Annotated in this window: 24 protein-coding genes; 2 read left to right on the forward strand and 22 right to left on the reverse strand. The window is 34.5% G+C overall.

The annotated features are described in order from the left end of the window. Positions 1–219 precede the first annotated feature (219 nt). The 22 genes from APF76_04675 to APF76_04780 form a co-directional block, all read right to left on the reverse strand. Positions 220–1,206 (reverse strand): hypothetical protein, encoded by a 987-nt coding sequence (locus APF76_04675; GenBank protein ID KUO52333.1) that lies wholly within the window; start codon positions 1,204–1,206, stop codon positions 220–222. Next, positions 1,206–2,948 (reverse strand): conjugal transfer protein TraC, encoded by a 1,743-nt coding sequence (locus APF76_04680; protein KUO52334.1) that lies wholly within the window; start codon positions 2,946–2,948, stop codon positions 1,206–1,208. The genes APF76_04675 and APF76_04680 overlap by 1 nt, the downstream gene beginning before the upstream one ends. After that, positions 2,948–3,610, reverse strand: a complete 663-nt coding sequence (locus APF76_04685; GenBank protein ID KUO52335.1) for a hypothetical protein — start codon at positions 3,608–3,610, stop codon at positions 2,948–2,950. Before APF76_04685 ends, APF76_04680 begins: the two co-directional genes overlap by 1 nt. Next, positions 3,610–3,957, reverse strand: coding sequence for a hypothetical protein (locus APF76_04690; protein ID KUO52336.1), 348 nt, complete (start codon positions 3,955–3,957; stop codon positions 3,610–3,612). Before APF76_04690 ends, APF76_04685 begins: the two co-directional genes overlap by 1 nt. Further along, entirely contained in the window at positions 3,958–4,839 is an 882-nt protein-coding gene (locus APF76_04695) for a hypothetical protein (protein ID KUO52337.1), read from the reverse strand. A gap of 172 nt (positions 4,840–5,011) precedes the next feature. Continuing rightward, positions 5,012–5,266, reverse strand: a complete 255-nt coding sequence (locus APF76_04700) for a hypothetical protein (protein ID KUO52338.1) — start codon at positions 5,264–5,266, stop codon at positions 5,012–5,014. A 67-nt stretch (positions 5,267–5,333) separates the two neighbouring features. Next, positions 5,334–5,570: a hypothetical protein gene (locus APF76_04705; GenBank protein KUO52339.1), complete on the reverse strand. Its 237-nt coding sequence runs from the start codon at positions 5,568–5,570 to the stop codon at positions 5,334–5,336. Positions 5,571–5,632: 62 nt separating this feature from the next. Beyond that, on the reverse strand, positions 5,633–6,547 hold the full coding sequence (locus tag APF76_04710) for a hypothetical protein (GenBank protein KUO52340.1): 915 nt from the start codon (positions 6,545–6,547) through the stop codon (positions 5,633–5,635). A gap of 122 nt (positions 6,548–6,669) precedes the next feature. Further along, positions 6,670–8,628, reverse strand: a complete 1,959-nt coding sequence (locus tag APF76_04715) for a hypothetical protein (GenBank protein KUO52341.1) — start codon at positions 8,626–8,628, stop codon at positions 6,670–6,672. A 76-nt stretch (positions 8,629–8,704) separates the two neighbouring features. Continuing rightward, positions 8,705–10,042 carry a hypothetical protein gene (locus APF76_04720; GenBank protein ID KUO52342.1) on the reverse strand — a complete coding sequence of 446 codons (1,338 nt, stop codon included), beginning with the start codon at positions 10,040–10,042 and terminating at the stop codon, positions 8,705–8,707. Beyond that, a complete protein-coding gene (locus APF76_04725; protein ID KUO52343.1) occupies positions 10,042–10,335 on the reverse strand; it encodes a hypothetical protein in 294 nt (97 codons plus the stop codon). The genes APF76_04720 and APF76_04725 overlap by 1 nt, the downstream gene beginning before the upstream one ends. Before the next feature lie 167 nt (positions 10,336–10,502). Beyond that, on the reverse strand, positions 10,503–10,742 hold the full coding sequence (locus APF76_04730; protein ID KUO52344.1) for a hypothetical protein: 240 nt from the start codon (positions 10,740–10,742) through the stop codon (positions 10,503–10,505). A 43-nt stretch (positions 10,743–10,785) separates the two neighbouring features. Then, positions 10,786–12,021 carry a hypothetical protein gene (locus APF76_04735; protein KUO52345.1) on the reverse strand — a complete coding sequence of 412 codons (1,236 nt, stop codon included), beginning with the start codon at positions 12,019–12,021 and terminating at the stop codon, positions 10,786–10,788. Positions 12,022–12,109: 88 nt separating this feature from the next. After that, positions 12,110–12,412, reverse strand: a complete 303-nt coding sequence (locus APF76_04740; GenBank protein KUO52346.1) for a hypothetical protein — start codon at positions 12,410–12,412, stop codon at positions 12,110–12,112. A 49-nt stretch (positions 12,413–12,461) separates the two neighbouring features. Next, complete coding sequence (locus APF76_04745) at positions 12,462–12,854, reverse strand: hypothetical protein (GenBank protein ID KUO52347.1); 393 nt, start codon at positions 12,852–12,854, stop codon at positions 12,462–12,464. A gap of 812 nt (positions 12,855–13,666) precedes the next feature. Further along, a complete protein-coding gene (locus APF76_04750) occupies positions 13,667–14,728 on the reverse strand; it encodes a cytosine methyltransferase (GenBank protein ID KUO52547.1) in 1,062 nt (353 codons plus the stop codon). A 20-nt stretch (positions 14,729–14,748) separates the two neighbouring features. After that, positions 14,749–16,623, reverse strand: coding sequence for a hypothetical protein (locus tag APF76_04755; protein KUO52348.1), 1,875 nt, complete (start codon positions 16,621–16,623; stop codon positions 14,749–14,751). Positions 16,624–16,712: 89 nt separating this feature from the next. Further along, entirely contained in the window at positions 16,713–16,937 is a 225-nt protein-coding gene (locus tag APF76_04760; protein KUO52349.1) for a hypothetical protein, read from the reverse strand. A gap of 696 nt (positions 16,938–17,633) precedes the next feature. Then, entirely contained in the window at positions 17,634–18,059 is a 426-nt protein-coding gene (locus tag APF76_04765; protein KUO52350.1) for an acetyltransferase, read from the reverse strand. Between the two features lie 313 nt (positions 18,060–18,372). Continuing rightward, positions 18,373–19,044: a hypothetical protein gene (locus tag APF76_04770; protein KUO52351.1), complete on the reverse strand. Its 672-nt coding sequence runs from the start codon at positions 19,042–19,044 to the stop codon at positions 18,373–18,375. 133 nt (positions 19,045–19,177) lie between these two features. Then, positions 19,178–19,477: a hypothetical protein gene (locus tag APF76_04775; GenBank protein ID KUO52352.1), complete on the reverse strand. Its 300-nt coding sequence runs from the start codon at positions 19,475–19,477 to the stop codon at positions 19,178–19,180. Between the two features lie 344 nt (positions 19,478–19,821). After that, on the reverse strand, positions 19,822–20,007 hold the full coding sequence (locus tag APF76_04780; GenBank protein KUO52353.1) for a hypothetical protein: 186 nt from the start codon (positions 20,005–20,007) through the stop codon (positions 19,822–19,824). A gap of 334 nt (positions 20,008–20,341) precedes the next feature. Here APF76_04780 and APF76_04785 point away from each other — a divergent pair, with 334 nt between their 5' ends. Both APF76_04785 and APF76_04790 read left to right on the forward strand, forming a co-directional pair. Then, the gene (locus tag APF76_04785; GenBank protein KUO52354.1) at positions 20,342–20,812 is read left to right on the forward strand and encodes a hypothetical protein; all 471 of its coding nucleotides are present in this window, start codon (positions 20,342–20,344) and stop codon (positions 20,810–20,812) included. Positions 20,813–20,992: 180 nt separating this feature from the next. Next, positions 20,993–21,436 (forward strand): hypothetical protein, encoded by a 444-nt coding sequence (locus APF76_04790; GenBank protein KUO52355.1) that lies wholly within the window; start codon positions 20,993–20,995, stop codon positions 21,434–21,436. The last annotated feature ends 790 nt before the right edge of the window (positions 21,437–22,226 follow it).

Genomic DNA, 22,226 nt, shown 5'->3' on the forward strand with positions numbered 1-22,226 from the left:
GTAAGTACAGTAATTTTATCCATTTTATCCTCCTATAGATGAAATTGAAATATATTCATTTTCACCCTTCCTAAGGTGAAGTGTTCATCTTCACCCTCTTTAAGGTGAAGTATTCGATATAATCAATATTTTTCCTTCATTTTTCACAATTTTATCTGGTAAATCCTTTCTAAAAGAATTAAGTATTTAAATATAATCTATACGTATTTAATTTATTTTTTAATAAAATTTTAGAGGATTTACATGCTTTGACCTGAAAAAGCCTTTTTCCTTAACCTCAAAATGCAAGTGCGGACCGGTGCTTTGGCCCGTGCTACCCACAGAGCCTAGTCTTTGACCTGCTTTAACTTTTTGTCTCTTAGATATTCTAATAAAGTGTAAGTGAGCGTATTTAGTCCAATAATTTTTGCTTTCTATTACAATGAATTTTCCGTAGATCTCATCTTCTCCTATTGAGACAACCGTGCCTTCTATGGCTGCTAGAACTTGCGTGCCTGTGGAAGCAACGATATCTACACCTTTGTGGTCGTTTGGTTTTTTTGTAATGGGATGAATTCTAAAACCAAAGGCAGAATATATATCACTTGCCTTGTTGTAGCCAGGGACTGGCCACTCCCATCCTGGATGTGGATTTGAAATCCAGTTTGCCGGTGGTCTAACACCACCCTCCTCTAATGCCATCAGATAGTTTCGAGCTATATCTAATTCATCAGGTGTTAGACCAAGATGATCTGCCACTTCTCTCATACTTCTTAGCCTATATTCAATCCATGTAGTACAGGTAGTATTACCTTCATCATCTGTTGAACAGGATTCACGTTCAACTTCTTTGATGAAATCATTAGCTATACTTCTTATATGGCTGCTACGAATATTATCGAATTCTTGTTCATGCACTACACCAGCTAAAGCAACTACTTCTAACCATGGTATTTCAATGTCTTCTTCCTCCCATCTTTCATTTATCGCTTCAACTGTATCATAATAGGATGACAACTCATCAAAGGTTGCAAAGGGTAATGAAAAGAGCAAGACAGGAATAGTCACGATGATATAAATAAAAAAGAAGATAATACAAAAGAGAGTAAAGATTAGTATCTTTACTCCCCTGCTTTTATCATCTTCGCTTCCAAACAAACCATCCGCAATAGCTGTTCCTAGTCTTGCAAGTTTAGCAGCAACAGCTGCACTAATTGGTTCAGCCATTATCCAATCACCTCCAGTTCATGGGCGGCCGCTTCAATTCTTGTATGTACCCTATTATTACCTGCTAGTAATAACCCATGACCTATTTTAGCACCAGCTAAGAGATCAACTTCTGCCTCAGATAATTTCATTAAGTCTGTTAGAGCTTCTAAATCCCTGCTTTCCTGCCTCATTAATAGCTTCATGCTAGCATTAGTAATTACAGGCTGTCCTAACCTGGCTATTTCAGGGGCTAGAAAATCTACTATGTTTTGAGTGATGATAGTCAAACTACCATTGTACTTCCTAATTCTTTTAGAAAGGTCTCTTAGAAAACCAATGGCCTGCGGTGTCTGTGGATCTGCTAAAAGCCATGCTTCATCCACCACAAGCACGGTCCTTTTTCCTTCAGCTCTGCCTTCTCTAACTAAGTCCCAAGCATATGAAAGGATATTAAAATATTGTGCCCTTCGTACATTTTCACTTGCATCTGTTAAATCTCTAATATCCAGCACAGTAAAATCACCTACAGCAGGAATGGTAGTCTGCCCATTCCACAAAGCTGCATCTGCACCTTCAACAGCTCCTTTAAAGAGTACTGATAACCTTTCTTGTCCTTTAGCCTGGATATGCTTATATACATCAAGAACAGTGGGGTACTCTTTTACTGTAGAGGGTTCAGTCTGCCAAATAATCCCGTAATCTTTATAGGACGCAAGTATACAATCATCTAATACTGACCTTTCTAGATCTGAAAGCCCAGGTAAGTAAAGTTGAAATAAAGTCTTAACCCTCTGCAAATGGCTAGATAGTGGTCCTCTAACACTATCATCTTGTTCCTCATCTTCCTCATCGGGATCTATATCAGGAACAGGTCTAATTTCTAATGGATTAATTTTACCTTTCCCACCTGCAGCATTGATCCAGCTTCCATCAAGCTCCCTGCACATCATTTTATACTCTCGCTCGGGATCTAGTATTAATATCCTGGCACCTAGAGCATATTCCCTTAACAGAATCATCTTTGCAGCAAAAGACTTACCCCCACCAGAAGTACCCAGGATGTTCATATTTGGATTGGTAACACCAGCATCCTGGGGAGGCTTCCATCTATCTACAAGTATCAAACCATCATCAGAATCTCTGCCTAGAACAATCCCTTTACCATGGTTTAAACTACTGCTAACAAAAGGATAGCTTGCAGCAACAGTTTCAGCAGGCATATCCTTACCTGCCATTTCTGTAATTTCTTTTTGCATTAAACCAAAAGGTCCTACTGTTTTTAACCCATCTTCCTGTCTAAATACTGTAGTTCTTGCTCTCATCCCCTGCCCTGCACACATTGCCTCAACCTGTCTGGTCTTTTTATTTAGTTCATCTTCTGTCTGTGCAACTATCAAAATAGTTACGGTAGTGTTATAAACTCTTTGACCTTCTTGATCTATTTTTTTTAGAAGTTCTTTCGAATCAGATAAAGATTGTTCCCACCTACTTCTGTCCAAGGCTTGGCCTCCCGTAGCAAGTCTACTATTAAACTCCTTAATGCTGTTATTTAAAGCTTTAAGCATATCAAGTGGATCAGTAGGAGAAATACTGATACTGACAACAACTCCTGGCATGTTAGCAAGCCTAGCTAACCAAGCATCTTTTACCCTGGGAGGATACCCTACAACTACTAAAACTTTTCCAACGCAATCACCTATGACAATATTTCTCTGATTAAACTTGATACCTGGTGGAGCTATAATATCAACTAGAGCCATTATTTCACTTCCTTTCGATTAAAATATGGTGTAACGGTTTCTTTTTCTTCTGCCCTTTCAAAGGCAGCTTGAGGAGAGTGAAAAAAAGAAAACAGCATATCAAGTATCTCTTGATAGCTGCTTAAATGAGCATTTAACTCTGCTCTTGCCAACTCTCCTACAAACTCTTTAGTTTTGCTTAACAGTTCATCTTCATTGCCTTTTTCCCCTGGTATTAATACAAAAAATCTCTTTTCCATGGCTTCTGCACCAGCAGTTATCTTTCTTACATAGTTTGTATATCCCCTTAGGATAACTTTTCTTTTTCCTTCAGTTTCTTTTAACTTTACTTCCAAAGCTTTAATATAAATATCTAAATCAATAGGTCTGGGGATAGCTTCTATCTGCATATCTCCTGGTATTGCCTGGATTGCTTCAAACAAGGCTCCAATTCTCCTTTCTTTTTCTCTGTCAGACAGAAGTGAAAATGGGCTAGGTTCTACCCTAACAACAGTAACAGGTGTAGCATCATAGTGGTATTCTATACCTTCAGAAATGTCCTGTATTGGCAGCCATTGTTGTACTGTGTTATCTTTACTTTTTACGTTTACCTGTTTGTTTGCTAATTTTTGTTTTTTACTTGGTAGTTTTATTTTAAGTTTAGATATGGCTGGTAACTTCACTAAAAGCCCCTCCTTTTGTAATAATATACCTTGGGTCTACTACTCCATGTCCTAAAAGCTCTTAACTGTTGGTACAAACTGTTACCGGCAGTATCTTGCTTGAACAGCATATAAGCCATAGCCGCAGGTAAAGTAAATATAAAAAGTCTTGCAAATAATTTAGGACCTATTGGTAAAGGCAAGATAACAGGTATTAATTGCAATACTCCTCCTAACGCCATGCCAGCTGCAACAGCACCAAGCTCTATAAAACCAAAGCCAGGAAATATCTCCATTTTGGTTTTCGTTTCCCTGGGAACTAAGTATTCATTTTTAGCCATATTAGACATTCTAGACATTCCCTTCATTTATTTTCTTCCTACAGTAGAAGCTATTCTATACAATGCAGATTGTCCCAAACTTCCTGCAGCACTACTCATTCCAGTATGATAAGCATAGTTTCTTAGTATCTTAGGACTCTTAAAACTAACCCAAAGTGCTGCAAGCCACATAAATAACTTAATCTCAAACTGTGTACCGAATCCATAGTCAGATGGAGCCAAAAGAAAAGCTATGCTCATATACAGTAGCAACATCTGTACAGCATGTGTCATGGAAATTATTATTACTTCCTTTACCCACATATCTGCCATTCCTCCTCCTGACATATGGCCAATGGCAGCATAAGGGGAAATGATAGCTGTAAGTGTTATTTCTACAGTCCTTATTAATGCCTGCATGAACACAAGAAATGTGAGTATTCCACCTCCAAGTACAATAATTGGAGATAGTAGGGTTCCAAACAAAACACTAGTTCCAACAGTACCTACAAGACCCTCTAAACTTAAATCACTTAAACCTACACCTATTCCAACATTACCAACCCATAATGCAAACTGGTTACCAATAATAATAGCGTTTCTAATAACCCAAGGACCCCCTGCAATGGCTATAGCAGACATTACAGTTCTTTTTAGCAAGCCCCCTGGATCAGTAGGTGCACCTTCTGAACGTAAAGAAGCCATCATCAATGCTTCCCAAGCAAACCTACAAGCTAATATAGCCCCAGCAATAGCTTGTGATCCTAAAATAAATTGGTTAATCCATGAAATGTTTAATAAATCATTCAACATGCCATATTGAGTAAAAACAGAAAGGAACCAGTCAACAACAGTAAAGATGGGTGAAATAAATCCTATCAAAAATTCCTCAAAACCAGAATTAATCATATCACCAATTCTTTCAAGCACTTAATCACATCCCTTCAAAAAGCAATAAAGTTACTAATATGGATTTCAAAAACTAACCCATCTAGTAACTTCTTGACCATTAACCATCCACTATCATTTGGCAGAGTTAGTACAATACATGCAGCACTATGCCTTGATAAGATAATATCGCCAATTTTCATATATCATCACCTCAGAACATACCTAAGATAGTACTTACAATTCCACCTGCTAAAATACCAATTACACCATATTTAATGGTATTACTTAAACTCTTGCTATGTCCCAGGGCTGAATGATCATCTTGAGCAGTTGACCTCATTATGGCGTGATAAGTTGCCATAACTGCAACTACTGGAATAGCTAGAGTAGTTAACCATGTTAGAGCTGTTTGAAAAAAGCTTATAATACTGTTTATAAAATCAGCATTTGTCCAGTTATTCTCCATGTTATCTAACCACCTTTTAAAAGCTAAGGCAGGCTATCAATATAACCTGCCTATTAAAAACTAATTTTTAAAACATGCCTAAGATTGTGCTTACAATTCCACCAGCTAGAATAGCAATTACCCCATATTTTATGGTATTACTTAAACTCTTACTATGCCCCATGGCAGAATGATCATCTTGAGCAGTTGACCTCATAATCGCATGGTATGTAGCCATTACTGCAACTACCGGAATAGCTAGAGCAGTTAGCCATGTTAAAGCAGTTTGAAAAAAACTGATAATCTGGGTAATAAAAGTTGGCATATCAAGTACCTCCTGAAATAATTTTTTTAAGCAAAATAAAAAAGCCCTTATCGGCTTTTTGGTTATCTTTCTAATTCAATTTTCGTTTTTTGCTGATTTTTTGTTATTACAATCTGCTGATCCTTTTCCCGTGTTCTTGCATGTTCTAATATTATTTCTACTGTCTTTTCTACTTCATTTAACACCCCCATAATTTCTTTTACTACACCAGCACTATCATTTGATTTTGCATAACTCTTAATATAATCAAAATTATGTTTTTCAAAGCCCTTTACGTCATACATTTGCATCAAAACTGCACTCGACATTTCAGCAACAATCTCTTGCTTTGGGTCCTGCCCTCCTTTTAATTCTACAAATGTTCCATGTGCTGCATGAGCCAGCTCATGAAAAAACGTTTTAGTATCATGTGTATATAATTCAATTTTCCCCTTCATAAAATAAAAACTACCGTAAGTACTTTCATTTACGGCAGGTTTATACTGAACATCTAGTCCTAACTCTTTAGCAGCTTCCCATAATGGAGGTAGCTCTGCTGGCTGGTAATTAATTTCTGGTAGAGGTTTACCAGTTGTATCCTCAACATTAAAAACCGGAATGCCCCTAAAACCTTTTATAAAGGTTTTTTGTTTTTCAACTTCTGTTTCTTTTCCTGTTGTCTTATCAACCTCAATTTCTTTTTTGGTAATTTTCTTTGTAATTGGTGCAAGTATATAAAACGCTTTTGCTCCCTTTGTAACATGTCTATCTACCTCCTTCCATTGTTTAAAGCCCCTTGCATCTTCGGTGTTATTAGCAATCATTAAAAGATTGTTTCCTAAGCTCCAATTATGGCAAGGCTTACTATCACCGGCTTGCTTTTGGATCATTGTCCTGGCGACAGCTACTGGCATATGTCCTGTTTCAAACATCTTTAACAGTTTATATGCTGCGTCATTGATGATAATATCTCGTTTATCTTCTGTAGATTTTTTCATAGCCTTATTTACCCCTCCTAATCGTCAATATAAAATTCATCTTCTTTTACAGGTATAATCACTTCTTCTGGCACTTCATTTTCAGTCATAAGATCGCAATTTTTTAGAGTAATTTTTACCATTTAAAAATAACCTCCTTCCGTTTTATTCTTTAGTTTTGGTTCTTCTATTCCAGTATCTTTCTCATCTTTAAAAACAATATTTGGTACCCATGTTGTCACATTCTTATATGTCCTGTTCTTAGCTTTCTTTGTAGCAGGTCTAAACACTTCGCTTAATCCTGGCCATGAACTCATGTCTTGAATTGGTATTTTAGCAGGGAACTGACCGGCTTGAAGCAAAAGACAGTTTCCTATTTCCCATCTTAAAACCTCATCAGGGGTTAATAGTGCTCTTCCTGTCGAGCCTTCCGATTCGGACGGTCTGTATTTATTCTTTTGTATAGATTTAGTTACAACGGTGTATTTACCAACCTTATTGCTAATTTCCCTTGCGGTATCATTATCTGCAGTTCTAAGATATATCCAAGTATCACAATTCCCTAAAACTATTTCGGCAGTTTGTTTACCATAGACATGCTCTAACTGTGCTTTTGCTTGTATTGCTAGAATTATTCTGATTCCTCTTCCTGCTGCAACAGTCAACTTTTCCGCAAGATTGGGTAATTTACCTATATTCCCAAATTCATCTAACAAAAACCAAACAGGTACAGGAAGTTTACCTCCATTATCTCGGGCAACATTGGCAAGACCAGCGTATGCTTGATTAACAAATAGAGAAGCTATTTGCCTTCTGGCTCCTGCTTCATCAGGCATCTTGATAAATATAGCCATAGGTTTAATACCTGCCTCATCCGGATTAAAATCGCTTTCGCTGCACATCATAGCAATACTTGGATCTGCAAATAATCTTAGATGAGCTGACGTGCCTGTATAGATACTACTCCTTGTTCTACTTTCTGATAGTGCTGCAGTTCCATAAGCCATTCTAGCTATGTCATTTCCATCCATTGACTTAAACCAACCATCTAGCAATTCTCCTCCATCTGCCCCAAGCTGTGTAAGTATTCTATAGGCTGATGTCATGTGTCTAGCATCTTCTGGAGCGTTAATTGCTGTTGCCAAACAAAGTGAAGCAATAAGGCTTTCTTCTGCCTGCGGCCAGATAGGATCATTGCCTGTTCCGTACGCCCAGGCTAAAATATTGCCTATTTCCCAAGCCTCTCTTGAAGCTTCCTCTACATCCCCCCTTTCTAGGTTAATAAGCACCTTAGATAATGGATTATATTTATTACCTTCTTTAGGATTTAAAAGGTCCAGAAGAATTACTTCGTAACCCTTCTTTTCTAGCCAAGCCGCAGTATGTTCGTAAATCTCACCTTTTGGATCAGTAACAATCATACTTTCTTTGTTATGTCCAATACTCCAAATAGAAGGCATAATAACACGCCTGGACTTTCCACTCCTAGTAGCACCAATAATTAGAGTATGAGGGTTACCTGCATCTGGATTAGTAACCAACGCATTTTTCCCTTTTGAGCTGACTACAATACCTGCCTTGTCAGGCTCGCTACATTTTGTTTGATTTAGGGTAGATCTATATTCACTAGTTTTTCTCCATCTACTACTACCATGTGTATGATCTTTACTGGCCCTAATAGATTTTTCAAAGGGCCAACCTGTACGCCAGAAAATAAAAGCTAATGCAAGCAATGCACCAGCTAAAGGTATTTGTGATAACCAAAATTGAGGTGGCCTATCTTTCCACAGTTTAATAGTCATTTCAAACCAGATATTTTCACCTGTAACTGGGTTATCGCTGTTTAAATAAGAAAAAACCTGCTCCCAAGTCATTTCTGGCTGGAGAACAGGTAAAATTGTTTTTGGTATATATAATATTGGTACACTTCCTATAAAACTAGCAATGAAAAATAGTGGCACTAACAACAGCACTATTATCCTTGGAATTGTTAATATTCTTTTTTCAAACAGCGGTCCCAAAATCTTGCCTATAATAAAAAAAACCTTTTTCCAGAACAGAAAAGGCAGCAAAACAAATCCTACTATTAATTTTAGTGGCATATCTTTTCTTAGCTCCTTTCTATCTATCAATCTTTATTAATCATTAGATAAATATGAATACGCCTGTTAAAGGTGACTATTCTAACCAAGCAGGTATATTTTTAAGATTTAACCCTGGATTTTTAGCTGTTTTTTCATCTTCAAAATCTAAGTCAGTAGCACCACCTTTAAATGAATTATTTTCTTCTTGGTCAAAAGGATTATCTATATCCAAGGTTTTTGGTTTTAGTTTTTGAGACAAATTAACTTCACCAATATCCAAATATTTGATCCTAGTCTCTGTATTATTAGAAGTCCTTACATATTCTACTATTTCTTCAATCCTGTTTGGTAAACCCATGCCTGATATTACACTAAACACATACACTTTATCTGTTTCATTTTGGTCTATATATGTACCCCAGAATGTATCAGCATGAGGTAGTAATTTATTAATACTATCTTCTAAGGCTTCCATTGCAAGTATATCAAGCACTTGATCTGACTTGTTTGCAGGAGAGATGACACTGAAACCAATAGATTTAGCCTCAGCTTTGTAGTTATATCCACCAGCCACAACACCGTTATCAATACTCTCTAATATTTTCGCTATAAGAGCATTATTGTCTTTGAACTCACTTAGTGTTAAATCAGCTCTAGCAAAAGTAATACAACCACCCACATTTAATACACGTAATAACTCCTGTCCATCAAAATGCTTATTACCATATGGTTTAAAAGAGGTAATAAGGTTTAATTGATGTATTAAACTAGCTACAGTTAGATTACTATCAGAAGTCCAATCAATACCAGGTCCAATTTCACCTTTTTCTCTTTTAGCTTTATATTCATTATAGAGTAATTCGTTGTCAATAATAATGATAGGTAATTCACTAACAATGTCATTTAGTTTTGCTAAAACAGCTAACGCATTTTCATTTTCAACTCTTTTATCTCTCTTTCGAGGAATACTAATTATTAGCCCAAAATTAACACCAAAATATTCTTGTATTTCACTTGCCCATTTCATAATTGATAAAATACTTCCCGTGCCAGTACCACCGCCAAGACCCGCTATAATAAATACCATATCCTGATCACTAGCAATATGCTTTAATCTTGATTTTACTTCAGCTTCATTTTCAACCAATGCTTTATAACCGATCCTTGGATCACGTCCTGCCCCTCTTTCATAACCCTTCAAAGCAAGTTTGTTTTTACAATTTTCAATGCTATCTAAATCCTGAACATTTGTATTTATTGCAAGTGTAGGATAATAAGGTCTGTCCTCACTATCTTTAAGCTGTGCAATAGTATCTACTACTCTACTCCCCATTAGCCCCATACCAACAAAAGAAAATTTACCACTTATTCGAGTATTTTTTCTTCCATGATATTTAATTCTGCTATTTAGATATCCTTTAACATAAGACATTATTTAGACCCCCTATATATTATTTTAGCAACCTCACGCCCATTGTCAGTTAAGCTATACTCGTGTTTAGTACCGTAACTAACATGATCCAACAACAGGCCACCTTCAAGAAAACTTACTGCATTATCTACTACCTTTGGAGAATATGGACTGTTCTCATAAATTTTCTTTTTAATTATTGGTCCATTGTTTTCAGCTTCTAAATTTATAATTGTTTGTAGCACACCTAGAATTTGTCTGTTCGTAGAAATTTTACTGGCTAATAGATTAAGTACTTCTTTACTATGGTTCATTGAATTTTAACACCTCCCAATTTAACCTGAAAACTTATATTATCTTACATCATGGTATGTAAGGTAATATAAGGTAAGATAATGTAATGTAATATGCTACAATTTAAAAGATTACATATATAAATACCATGTCAACAGAAGCATATACTGCACCTTACGCTTATACATCAACAGAAGTAGTCATTCACTCTACCCCCTAATACTTTCACCAAATTACAGCTTTTTATATGAGCTTCATCTGGAGATCTACATTCAACAAATCCACTTGGCGTATTTTTGTCGTTAATATATACTAGCTTTCCAATTACCTTTACTCTGGGGAACCATATGGTTGTGAATATACCATCTCTTTTTAAAGTTTTCTCTTCAGCTACTGCAGCTTCAATTCTACTTGCCTTATTTCCCATATTTTTTAACCTCCCATCAAAATAAAAAAAACGCCTTTTAGCGTTACATCTCATCTTGTTTATATGCTTCTTCTTCTGTCATTCCCATTTCAAGCTTCTTCTTAATATTTTCCTTTCTTGCAACATTCCTAACTTCTTGTAGTTTTGCTAGCTCTGCCTGTGCTTCTACTTTAAGTCTTTCTCTGTCTAATGCTTTAAATATACCCCTATAAGCACTTCTAGAAATAGTTTGTCCTGTGTCCTTATGAATTGATCTGCCAGTTTTTTGCTGCTGTTTATTGATTGTACCTGCCTCTCTTAGTATTTGATTTGCAATTCTATCTCTTATGTCGTTATAAGCTTTACCCCAGGCCTCGTCAGATTTGTCTTTTGATAAAGTATATACTCTGGTTAACTCCCTGGTAGCCTTTTCATATTGTTCTATGGTTTCTTTGATCTGCGGTTTTTTTAGCATCATATCAGCAATTGCTCTAGCTTCTTGTTTAACATCTTCTGGCATAAAAGCAAGTGCTACCCTGCCTTTACTTGGCATTTTACTTGCTAATGAACCAAGTTTGATCGATAGTTCATTTAAATCCTCTTTGCTAAACTTTGGAGAAAGCTTTTCACCAATTGGATCAGCTGCTTGCATTTCTAATTCCGCTACTTTTTCCATATATTTAAGATCAGCAATTGCTTCTTTAGTAGCCTCTATCATGCTATTTCTAGCTAGAGTTTTTTCTATGTTTAACTCTGTTCTATACTGTCCAAAGATTTCATGTGCCACACCTCGTCTAAAAGCTTTGAGCTCAATATTTGATAACTGCCCTCTCCTGTTTGGGGCTCCACCAGAAGGATAAGCTAGTACATGGACATGTGGATGGCCTTGTTCAGGATGATGTGCTGCAACCCAATTGATTTGTTCGTACTGCAAACCTATTGCTTTTGTAAAGTGTTCCATGTTTCTCCTGGTTAAATCCTCCCATGAGTGCCTTCCTAAATAACCTAATTTCCTAGCATCTTCCTCTTTTAGGCTAATTACTAATCTCCATGATAATGGACTTATTTTTGCCTCTAAATCTCTAATGGCCTGATCCATTATAGGAGGATTAGCTACATCTGGTCCAAATAACCCAGTACTTTTTGGCCGATTTCCTGCATACTGAATATGTGCAGCATCAGAGGATAATTTTATTTTTTCTACACCTGGTCGATTAGCAATATATTTTATATGTCCTTTGTCCTTTGGATTGTTTAAGTTAAATTTCACCTTTACGAATATTGGTGCTTCATGCTTCATAACCTCACCTGCCTTATATATTTATGAAGTCTAACCTAACATACAGTTTCAATTACGTCATTTAGTCTAATGAAATGCGACTATTCGCTTATATAGATACTATATACAAAAGACTTATTTCGAGCCCTTTTCTTTCAAGCCAATTAGTAGTACACCAACGAAACTTTATTTGGAAATCCTCCGCATTATATTTTTCTTTAAGTTCTTTCAGTTCCTTATCAGTTAAATAATCCTTAAAAAAATATTTTTTTTGTCCATTTAACAAACCACTATATCTAAGACCTTCTAATTTATGGTATCTGTTAGGAAACTTCATACAATGTCTTTTAATCTTCTCTAATCTCCTTAATACCGAATTGTAATATTTAACTTTTACATTATTATCTGACATATTAATTCTCCTTTCATGTCGCACAAAAATTAATTTTTAAACCTTCTTATTAGTCCTTTTCAGTCGTTTCTTCCAGCATTTTTCCTCTCTTTAAATTTGCCTTTGATTTGGCTACCGCTTGGTTCCAAGCATCTATTGTATCTACATCTTGATTAGCTACCATTTTTAAGACAGCTCTATTAAGCCAAGCTGAAGTTCCTGCAGCAATACCAGCGTGAACTGTTAGACCAGCTAGTCTGTCTATATATGGCTGCAGAACCCGTCGGAAAGCATCTTCGATTTCTGGAATACTATCTTTTGCATTTTCTGTTTTGAAGAAGTTTTCTATAATATCTCTTGTTAGTTCACTAGCTGTAGTATCTTGCTTTTCAGCCTCTTTTTTGACCTTTATAAAGGTCTCTCTTGTAAGTCTAACTTTTACTATTTCACTCAACCTTTGCATATTTTAACCTCCTTTCATTGTAAAATAATTACATTTAAAGAGACCACAAACAGACCACACCGTGGTACAAGTTGTGGTCCCTTATTTTTGTTCTCCCACCTGGCTTTGCCAGGTGTGTGTGGCCCGAGGCGTGGCCTCGCTTATCCTGCATTAAAGAACTATGGTTTTTGCTTCTCTATTAGGCTGTGAGATGTATCCATAATTTTGGCATTTCGCAAGCAAGATTTACCCTGGCGAATTTTACCTAACAATATAACGACCTCCATTCATTTTTGGTTTAACTTCCTGACATACAAAAAAGCAGCTCCTGGGCCTGCGAAAGATATTCGCTGCAAAATGGACCAGGTGCTGCTCTTTTAACCTAGCGTTACTTTACCGACCGACACTAAATACTGACACCCAAGTTATGGGCGATAAGGTATAAGCGGTTGAGCTAGACATTCAAAATGACCTCGAAAGAATCCGTTAAAAAGCAAGCATGATATCATCTGTACTAGAACATCTACAAGCTGTTGTGCTGTAGGGCAGAAAACTTCTCCTTTTTTAGAGAGGATTTTGATGCACATCTTATAGACACTTTGCCACAAAGAATTATAATCCTCTTTAGAGAGATTTCGATTACCATGACCGCAAATAGCATCAAAAAGTATCCGTATTCCGACGAATAGCTTATATAAGATAAAAAAAAGTCTTGATAAAAAAGGCTTTTATTGTTATTGCTTAAGTACTTACATATAAAATTTGCTACTATATTAACCCACACAATAGCACTAGTAGCACACTCCTATGGTAACCATTCAGTAAAGTATAGCTCAATTTGCTTCAGCTTTTTCAGTTTCCTTGTGACGTTGTTCAAGCTCAACAAAAACTTTTCCAAAACACTTAGCCATAAGAGGGGGCACAGCATTCCCAATTTGTTTTGCTTTTGATATCATTGAACCACAGAAACTATAAGTGCGGGGAAATGTTTGTAAACAAGCAGCTTCTCTAACACTTATTGCACGATCTTCAACCGGATGTCCAAACCTGCCGTTAGAGTAACTTAGACACTTTGTAGTAATTGCACTTGCAGTTTTACTATATGACAACCTACCATATACATCACTATGCCCACTATGATTTTTATGACAATCAAGCCATAATTCTTTAGGCCAATCCTGCCTGCTCCCGCCCTCAGTAGTTGCTCTTATACGCTTTAGATTCATTTCGGATAATGAGGCTGCACAATGATCAGGATCATTGCGATCAACTTCACCCGCCCGTAATGTTGACAAGTTCATAATCCAATCTCCTGTAGTAGAATAATCAGGGTTACTTGTCCCATCTCCATGTGTGAATGGAGGTAATTCTATATTATAGCTTTTACTTGCCATAACAATAAGTCTTTTTCTTCTTTGTGGTACGCCATACCTTGATGCCTCTACAATACTAATAAGTGGTTGAGTATATTTTAATTTACTTAATAAGTCACAAAAGTCTGCCAAAGGGCTCATTTCTATTGAAAAGTTCTGTATACCAGGCACATTCTCCACAAATATGTAATCCGGTAAATAATATTCTATAAAACGACCAAATTCACTTAATAAATTTATACGTTCATCATTGCTGTTTTTATATTTATTTTGTTTTGAAAAAGGCTGACAAGGAGCACACCCACAAAACAAAGTCGCCATACTATTATCATAATACGGCTCAATATCTTGTACTTTAATTTTTCGTATATCTTCTTTAATAAAACCTGCTTCGGGGAAGTTTAGCATAAATGTTTCAGCAGCATACAAATTATTATCTAATCCTAGGGCTATCTGCATGCCTGATTTTTTAAAACCATAACTAGCTCCACCACAGCCCGAGAAAAAATCGTAGACTTTAATCAAAATTCTCCCCCCCAATATTAAACATTTCTATTATTAAAGTGAATATCTATTATATCATTTATTAATTTAAACACTTCACATTGATCTTGAAATTTTGCAATAATCTGCCTTTGAATTGTTAATATCTCTGTTGAACTCACTTTAGTTTTTGCGAGCTCTTTTTCTGTTTTTTTCTTAAAATACTCCTTCCAGTCAACAGATTCTATATTATCTATGTCCTTAAAATAATGCTTCCTATCTTCATCACTAATACTTTTATATAGTAGTTTCTCCGGCTGCTTGCCAGGAAAAAAATAAACATACTGTGTCCAAAACTTTAAAAAATCTCGAAGTTGTTTAATCTTTTTAGTTCCATCACTTCCAGTCAATGGATTCCCGTCTAAATACAAATGTATTTCACAACCTACCAGTTCTTTTACAATATCTGACAATATTTCATTATCTGCTTCTGGAATTTTTGCCTCATCAACCTTCCCATTAACCATATAATTAGACAATTTTTTCCTGTATTCTTGATTAATAGGTTCTCTATTCGGCCAATGTTTATCACCATCAAAAATAAAAATCGTATTTATATCTGACGTGGCTACTGCATCACTAACGGAGTACTTTATTATGCTATCAGCTCCACCAGGAATATATATGACTTCAACAAAATTTTTCAAATTACTTTTTAACTTTTCAATATAAACATCTACAAAAGCTTTAGTCAAATTATCTTCAACATAAATCTTTATTTTATTAGCATCCGTATTTCCAATGACATTAAACGCTTCTTCTGGATACGCACGCGGCCTTACTCTGATTTTAGCCCCTTTAATGTCATCTGATTCCAAATACATAATTTTAATGGCCTCGGGTGGCAGGTTTCTAATCATAGTCGGGGAATGTGTTGATATAATAATCTGATGTTTATGTTTCTTAATTTGCTCCAATAAAAAAGCTTGTAACTTTTGTTGTGCTTTTGGATGTAAAGATGTTTCTGGCTCGTCCAATAAAATCAATGATTTCTCTGAGGCATTCATAATTGAATGTACTAAAACCACTACAGCTGTTTCTCCACTTCCTGCAAAAGCTTCGGAATATTGTAAACCCTTTTTATTAAGAATAACACTCGGAGCAGTAAGATTACCATAAAAAGAATGCTCAACTAACCTAATTTCTTTGTATTCAGCCCCTAATATACTACTTACCACTTCACAAGCTTTTTTTGACAATAAAACATTCTTCTTTATTTTTTCTTTCTTGAAATACTTGTAACTTTTCGAATTATCATTAATTACCCTCCGTAAAAGTTTTGCTTTATGCCGTATATAATCCTGTTTTGTTTTAAGAGTTTCTGTTTTATTAAACATGCCATGCCAAAAAAATTTATCAAAAGCACCTATCCCAGATTTAAAATCTAAATATAAAACATCTTTTTTAATAGCCCTCCAACGTGTCTTGGTTCTGTCTTCCATATTAGTAGATTTATTAATTTTAGGTAATTTCTTCATTCCATAGTTTACAATAGGACGTGAAGGTTCCCAATAATCCGGTTTATCTTTTTTATTTATTCTTGTCTTTATAACTTCAACTATATCCTCAGGATTTTTAGACCAATAACCATAAATAAAACAATTTGGATAACTCTTTTCACGAATTACATCAACGTCAGTTGAAAACCAAAAAATACCAGTATTATTTCCTCCCGGACATCCGTATAAAGCTTGTAGTACAGAACTTTTACTACACCCATTAGCTCCTACTAATGCAGTAAAAGGAAACTCAAAATCTATTCTTTCCCCTTCAGCTAATTGTTTATAATAAGGGAATCGTATATATCGGATAAAAGGTTCAAATTCATGAGATCCCAATTTCATAATTCTATAAATACTATTAATTGTTTTCAATATAATTTCCCCCAAAATTAGTCTAAGAGCTATTTCGACATAATTCTGAGTTTTTCCTGCTATGGAATTATAAGGATACAATCTTTGATTCATGAAGATGGACTTATCAGTTCAATCATAGATAATATTAATTTCTCATATGGGACCAGATTATTTGAAAAGGCTTGGATTTCATCAATATCATTTACAGTAATACCTAACAGCTGAAATTGTTTTTCAAGAAGCACCATTAAGTCCACATCTTGCTTCACTTCTTTTTTTAACTGAACTAAGTCATCTGGAAAAAGCATTAAACATCTGTTTTCCCATAACATACAAAAAATCCTTTCTTTATTATTATGTTTTAAGCAGACAGTAGGTATCTATAATGCATGATAGTATATACTATGTGTATTAAGATATTGATATTCAATATTAATATTGCTCAGATTTGCTTTTTTCCCAAAATCACTCAGCCCTCTTTTTACGGTAAAATAAATAACCCTACCCAGGCTGAAGATTGTTGTCATCCAGAAATTCCCCGTAAATAAGCTCAGCTTTTCTATTGAAAAGCTGGATGCTATATCTTCAATTTTAAAACTACCTCCTTATTTTGGTTTATTCTACCATAGAATTGATAATAATATTGCTTTTTATTACGCTTTTATACTCCTTCTATTGTTTTTACACAAAAAATAGCCTTATAAGGGCATCCTTATATATAATTTTTCCCGTTAAAAAAGAGTAGGCTTCGCCCACTTCTTATGTCAAGTATAACATAACCCTAAGAATGCTGTGAAGAAACTTATTTAGACGATTTTTTGCATATGATATAAACCTTTTGACTATAACTACTCTCTACTATCCATCTCCTGCTAAGAAGCTTTTTGGTCCGCCTTCTCCTCTTTTGTATGGCGCCAATATATGATGAAGATTAACATACCGTTGGCTCAGATATTGTTGCTTTACATGAATTTCTATCACTTTGGCCATCCTTTAGCTTTGTTTAAAATCAATTAATTAAACAGCACTTACAATTTCCATACCATTGAATACTCCGTTTTCCTAGTATCTTCATTTTCTTTTTCTTTTTCTATTATAAATCCATGCTTTTTATAAAATTTTATCGCTTTCAAGTTTTTAGCATAAACATCTAATCTTAAGAGGGGATAATTTTGCTTACATTTTTCAACCAATTTACTTCCTATTCCATTACAATGATACTGGTATAATACAAATAGTCCTGCAATATATGATTTGTCCACAATGCCTATAAATCCTTTTATTTCATTACCCTCTTCATAAATATGAACTTCAGATTGAGGTAATAGTCTTTTTACAGAATCATAATTTTCCATCCAATAATATTCGGATATATAATCATGAGCTTTTATATTCTCTTCAAGCCAAATTTTCATTACATTATCTATTTTAGATATAGTAAATTGTTTTATCATTACTAATACTCCTTATGAAAAATAGACTAGTCTTCAAGTTGATTTATTATATTATATAACGATTATAATCACTATTGTTATGCATTTACTATCAAATGATCACCTGCTGTTGGTTTATAATTTCCTGACACACAAAAAAGCAGCTCCTGGGTCTGCAATAAATACTTACAGCTAATATGGACCAGGTGCTGCTCTTTTGACCTAGCGTTACTTTACCGACCAACCCCCAAATACTATCACCAAAGTATGGGCGGTAAGGTATAAGCGGTTGAGCTAGACATTCAATTTGAGCAAATCATATTTATACTATTCATTAGCTAACTTCAAATACCATAATGTACTTCGACCACAAAGAAGGAAGGTTCTTTTGTTCGATCTTATTAAACCCAACATTTTGAAGTATTGCTATAAATTTATCTTCTTCGAAAAGATTTATCTTCCACCAAAACTTACCAGCCAAGCTAGTAACAAAGTTGTGTCTTGTGATAAAAATTAGCAGTATACCCCCATCTTTAAGTAATTGTTTTAAGTTGCTTAATGCGCTATTAACGTTTTCTTTAGGGATGTATTCCAATAAGGCTGATGAAATAATAAGGCCATATTCATTCCAATTAGATGGAAGTGAATCGGGGTTTAAAACATCAGCCTGTTCTAACTTTACATTTTTTATTCCTTTCTCTATAATTTGCTTTTGGAAAATGTCTAACATGCCCTGAGTAAGGTCAAAAGCATGAAATACTAATCCTTCATAACCCTTTTCTTCTGCAATTTTATAGAGAGTTCTTGTAATAACTCCTGTACCACAACCGGCGTCTAAAATTTTCAAAGATGTTTGTAAATAATTAGAATTGTGAAAGAATGCATCTAGTTCTTTACCCCATCCAAGACGATTAATATACAAAGATTCATAATGCAAAGCCCTCTTTGTGTACAATTCTTGAATTTTGCTGCTGGTTTTCATCAAATTTTTATTACTCTTCAACACAAACACCTTCCTGTTTGTTTATTAACTAAATATATTTTTATAGATAAATCTTATATAGGTAAAAAAGAAAACCTTTTTATAGTTTTTCCCTAATATACATTCTCATATTAGATTAAAAAATATATCTTTACTATTATCTCTCCGCTCTTTCCTTGTCTTTCTCTTTATCCTTTTTACGTTCAGTAATAATAAGATGTTCATTGGTCTTGCTTTTTAATAGCTTCTGTTTTTTAAACACTTCATAACTTATAGGTCTACCACAATCAAGACTTTCGGATTTTTCTTTATCAAACGATTTTTTATCCTTGTAATATATAGTTTCACCAACTACGCCTGTACAGCTTAAAAAGCTGATTTTACCATAATAATCCTTTAAAAGTTCTGACAATGTAATGTACCTCCATTTTTTTAGATCTGACTTCCTTACAAGCATAAAAAGCAGCTCCTGGGCCTACTAAAAAAACTCGCAGCGAATATGGACCAGGTGCTGCTCTTTTGACCTAGCGTTACTTTACCGACCGACCTTAGACAATAACACCAATGTATGGGCGGTAAGGTATAAGCGGTTGAGCTAGACATTTAAAATAACTCACAATGGACTCTGTTGAAGCAAGCATGAAATCATCTGTATTACAAATAAACCCCTGTGAAATTACCAGGGATTTGCATTTGATATTTTTTCATTTAGTGTTTTTGAGACGCATCATATAGTAACTTAGAATTAGTTCCTAACAGTTTCCTTTAATATTTTATCAAACAAATAAAATCTAGCATGTGTCACACCCAAAATTCATATTCTGGCATAAAGTTTCCTTTTATATTGAAGGAGTATCCCAACCCTTTATATATACCTGAGCCACCATCATCGGCTGTTTGGATCGGTATTGCAACAATAGGTTTTTCAAAATTATGACAAACCTGTCTATAATCAACGATAGTAATAATACTCCAAATTATCATCATTACAACCAAGACTACCAAAAATTTAATGGTTGCCCTTTCCCTTTTCCACTTAATTCACATCCTTTACTACCATGGTATCCTTCTAGTACGCCTTATTAAAGAGAATGTTCAGCAGAACATTCTTTCCTTATAGGGTCTCATCTAGTATTCATGCGAATTAAAACTTAATTTCTGATAATACTATTGATAGAGTTTTATATAATACATATTGTGTAAGCGTTTTCTTTTGAAAGTTATTTTAGTATTTTTGATTTCTGTTGAAGATAGATGTTACACAAAAAATGATATTACAAAACTCTTTTATTAGATTTTTATTTAAAGGATGATAACTAATATGAAATTTAAAACTTGGACTTGTGGATTTATTGCTGGCACCATAGGCACAATAATTCTAACTGTAATTTCTATGACGTTGTACTTAGTAGGTATAATACCTATAAGTATTACAGAATATGCTACACGCTTTATCTTAGACATTCCAGATGAACCAATGAACATAGGCCGATGGATTGTTGGTTTTATAACAAATTTCGGTCTAGGTGGTGTTTTCGGAGTTTTTTTTGCTTATGTACATAAGATAACAGGACCTGAAGAATCAAAAATAAAAATGCTCGGATTAACTTTTATTTTATGGTTTTTTCAACTAGCAATTGTCCCAGCACTAGATAGAAATATGGCTAAATTTAGCACTTATGACACAGCAATTGCTTATTATTTTATCTATTTAATTTGGTCAATTATAGTAAGTTCATTTATACAAAAGTATCTACAGTTTCCTGATAAAGATACAGCAATATCAAAATAATAGTTAATAATTCAAATTTGTAGCTAAAAAAGAGCCGTTATTTTGCACTTCCTATCTACTACTGTTCTTTATAACTATTTTTTCAAATGCACTTTCAATGCAAAGTATTAAGCATTAAGAGGAGTCAATTATTTAATTATTATTAATAATATTAAGAACTATACGAAGGGGTTATCTTTAATGAAATTGCATGACAGATTTATAAATGGTTTTATTGCTGGTGCTTTTGCTGGTATTATTTTAGACCTTTTAAATTATTTATCCTATAAATTAAATATTACTGAAATTACATACTGGGAATGGGCATCTGTACTTATTTATGGATATAGAACCGAAATAACATTTGAAATCATTCTGGCGTTGGTAATGCAAATCTTTTTTGCAGGGATTGTCGGAATAGTTTTTGCTTATTTAATCAAATATGTAACTAGTAATTATCTTTTGACTAAAGGGGTTATTTACTCATTGTTTGTATGGTTTTCAGCAAATGCGATTACCTATATGTATGACGTTAGCCCTTTATCACCAATCAAAGGTGATACTGTTATATCTAACCTTATTACAGTTTCAATCTACGGAATAGTTTTAGCTATGTTAATAAAACGGCTTGAAAGTGAACATTAATTTCAAGGATGCGTAAGACCTCTTGAGAAGGTTATTACGCATTTTCCATGCCAATATACCTATCATTGAGTAATATATAATCATGTTAATCTCACTAATGTATTATTCGTTAAGATATAGTGATAAGTTAAACTATACTACGGAAAGCTCCCACAGATATAATGATGCAATAGAGCCATAGGGTGAATACCTTTTTCTATACCTATTAAATTTTTCCTTTGTTAAATCCTTAAGACCGTATAAATTCATCATTCCTCTACGGATAGCTAGATCTCCGTAACTCACCACATCAGGACGACAGAGTGAAAAAATCAACAACATCTCAGCGGTCCAAATGTCATTATTTTTCAGGTATAAAGTTAGCCCTTGTAGGTCCTATTTTACCATATAAAACTTCATAAAGTCTGTTCAATCAATACTGTGTTATCAGGTTTATGGATCAAAAAAAACCAATCCATTTTAACATTTGATCATCAAAAGCAGCTCCTGGGTCTGCAATAAATACTTACAGCTAATATGAACCAGGTGCTGCTCTTTTGACCTAGCGTTACTTTACCGGCCGACCTAGAATACTAACACCAGAGTTATGGGCGATAAGGTATAAGCGGTTGAGCTAGACATTCAAAATGACCTCGAAAAAAAATCCGTTAAAAAGCAAAGCATGAAATCATCTGTATTAACAATTAAAACCCCTGTGAAATTACCAGGAATCTGTATTTGATGTTTTTTCATTTAGTGTTTTTGAGAGGCATCTTATAGAAACTATGGATCATATATTGTGTTGGCTAAA

Source organism: Desulfitibacter sp. BRH_c19 (genome assembly GCA_001515945.1).
In the GTDB taxonomy this organism is placed as follows: domain Bacteria; phylum Bacillota; class DSM-16504; order Desulfitibacterales; family Desulfitibacteraceae; genus Desulfitibacter.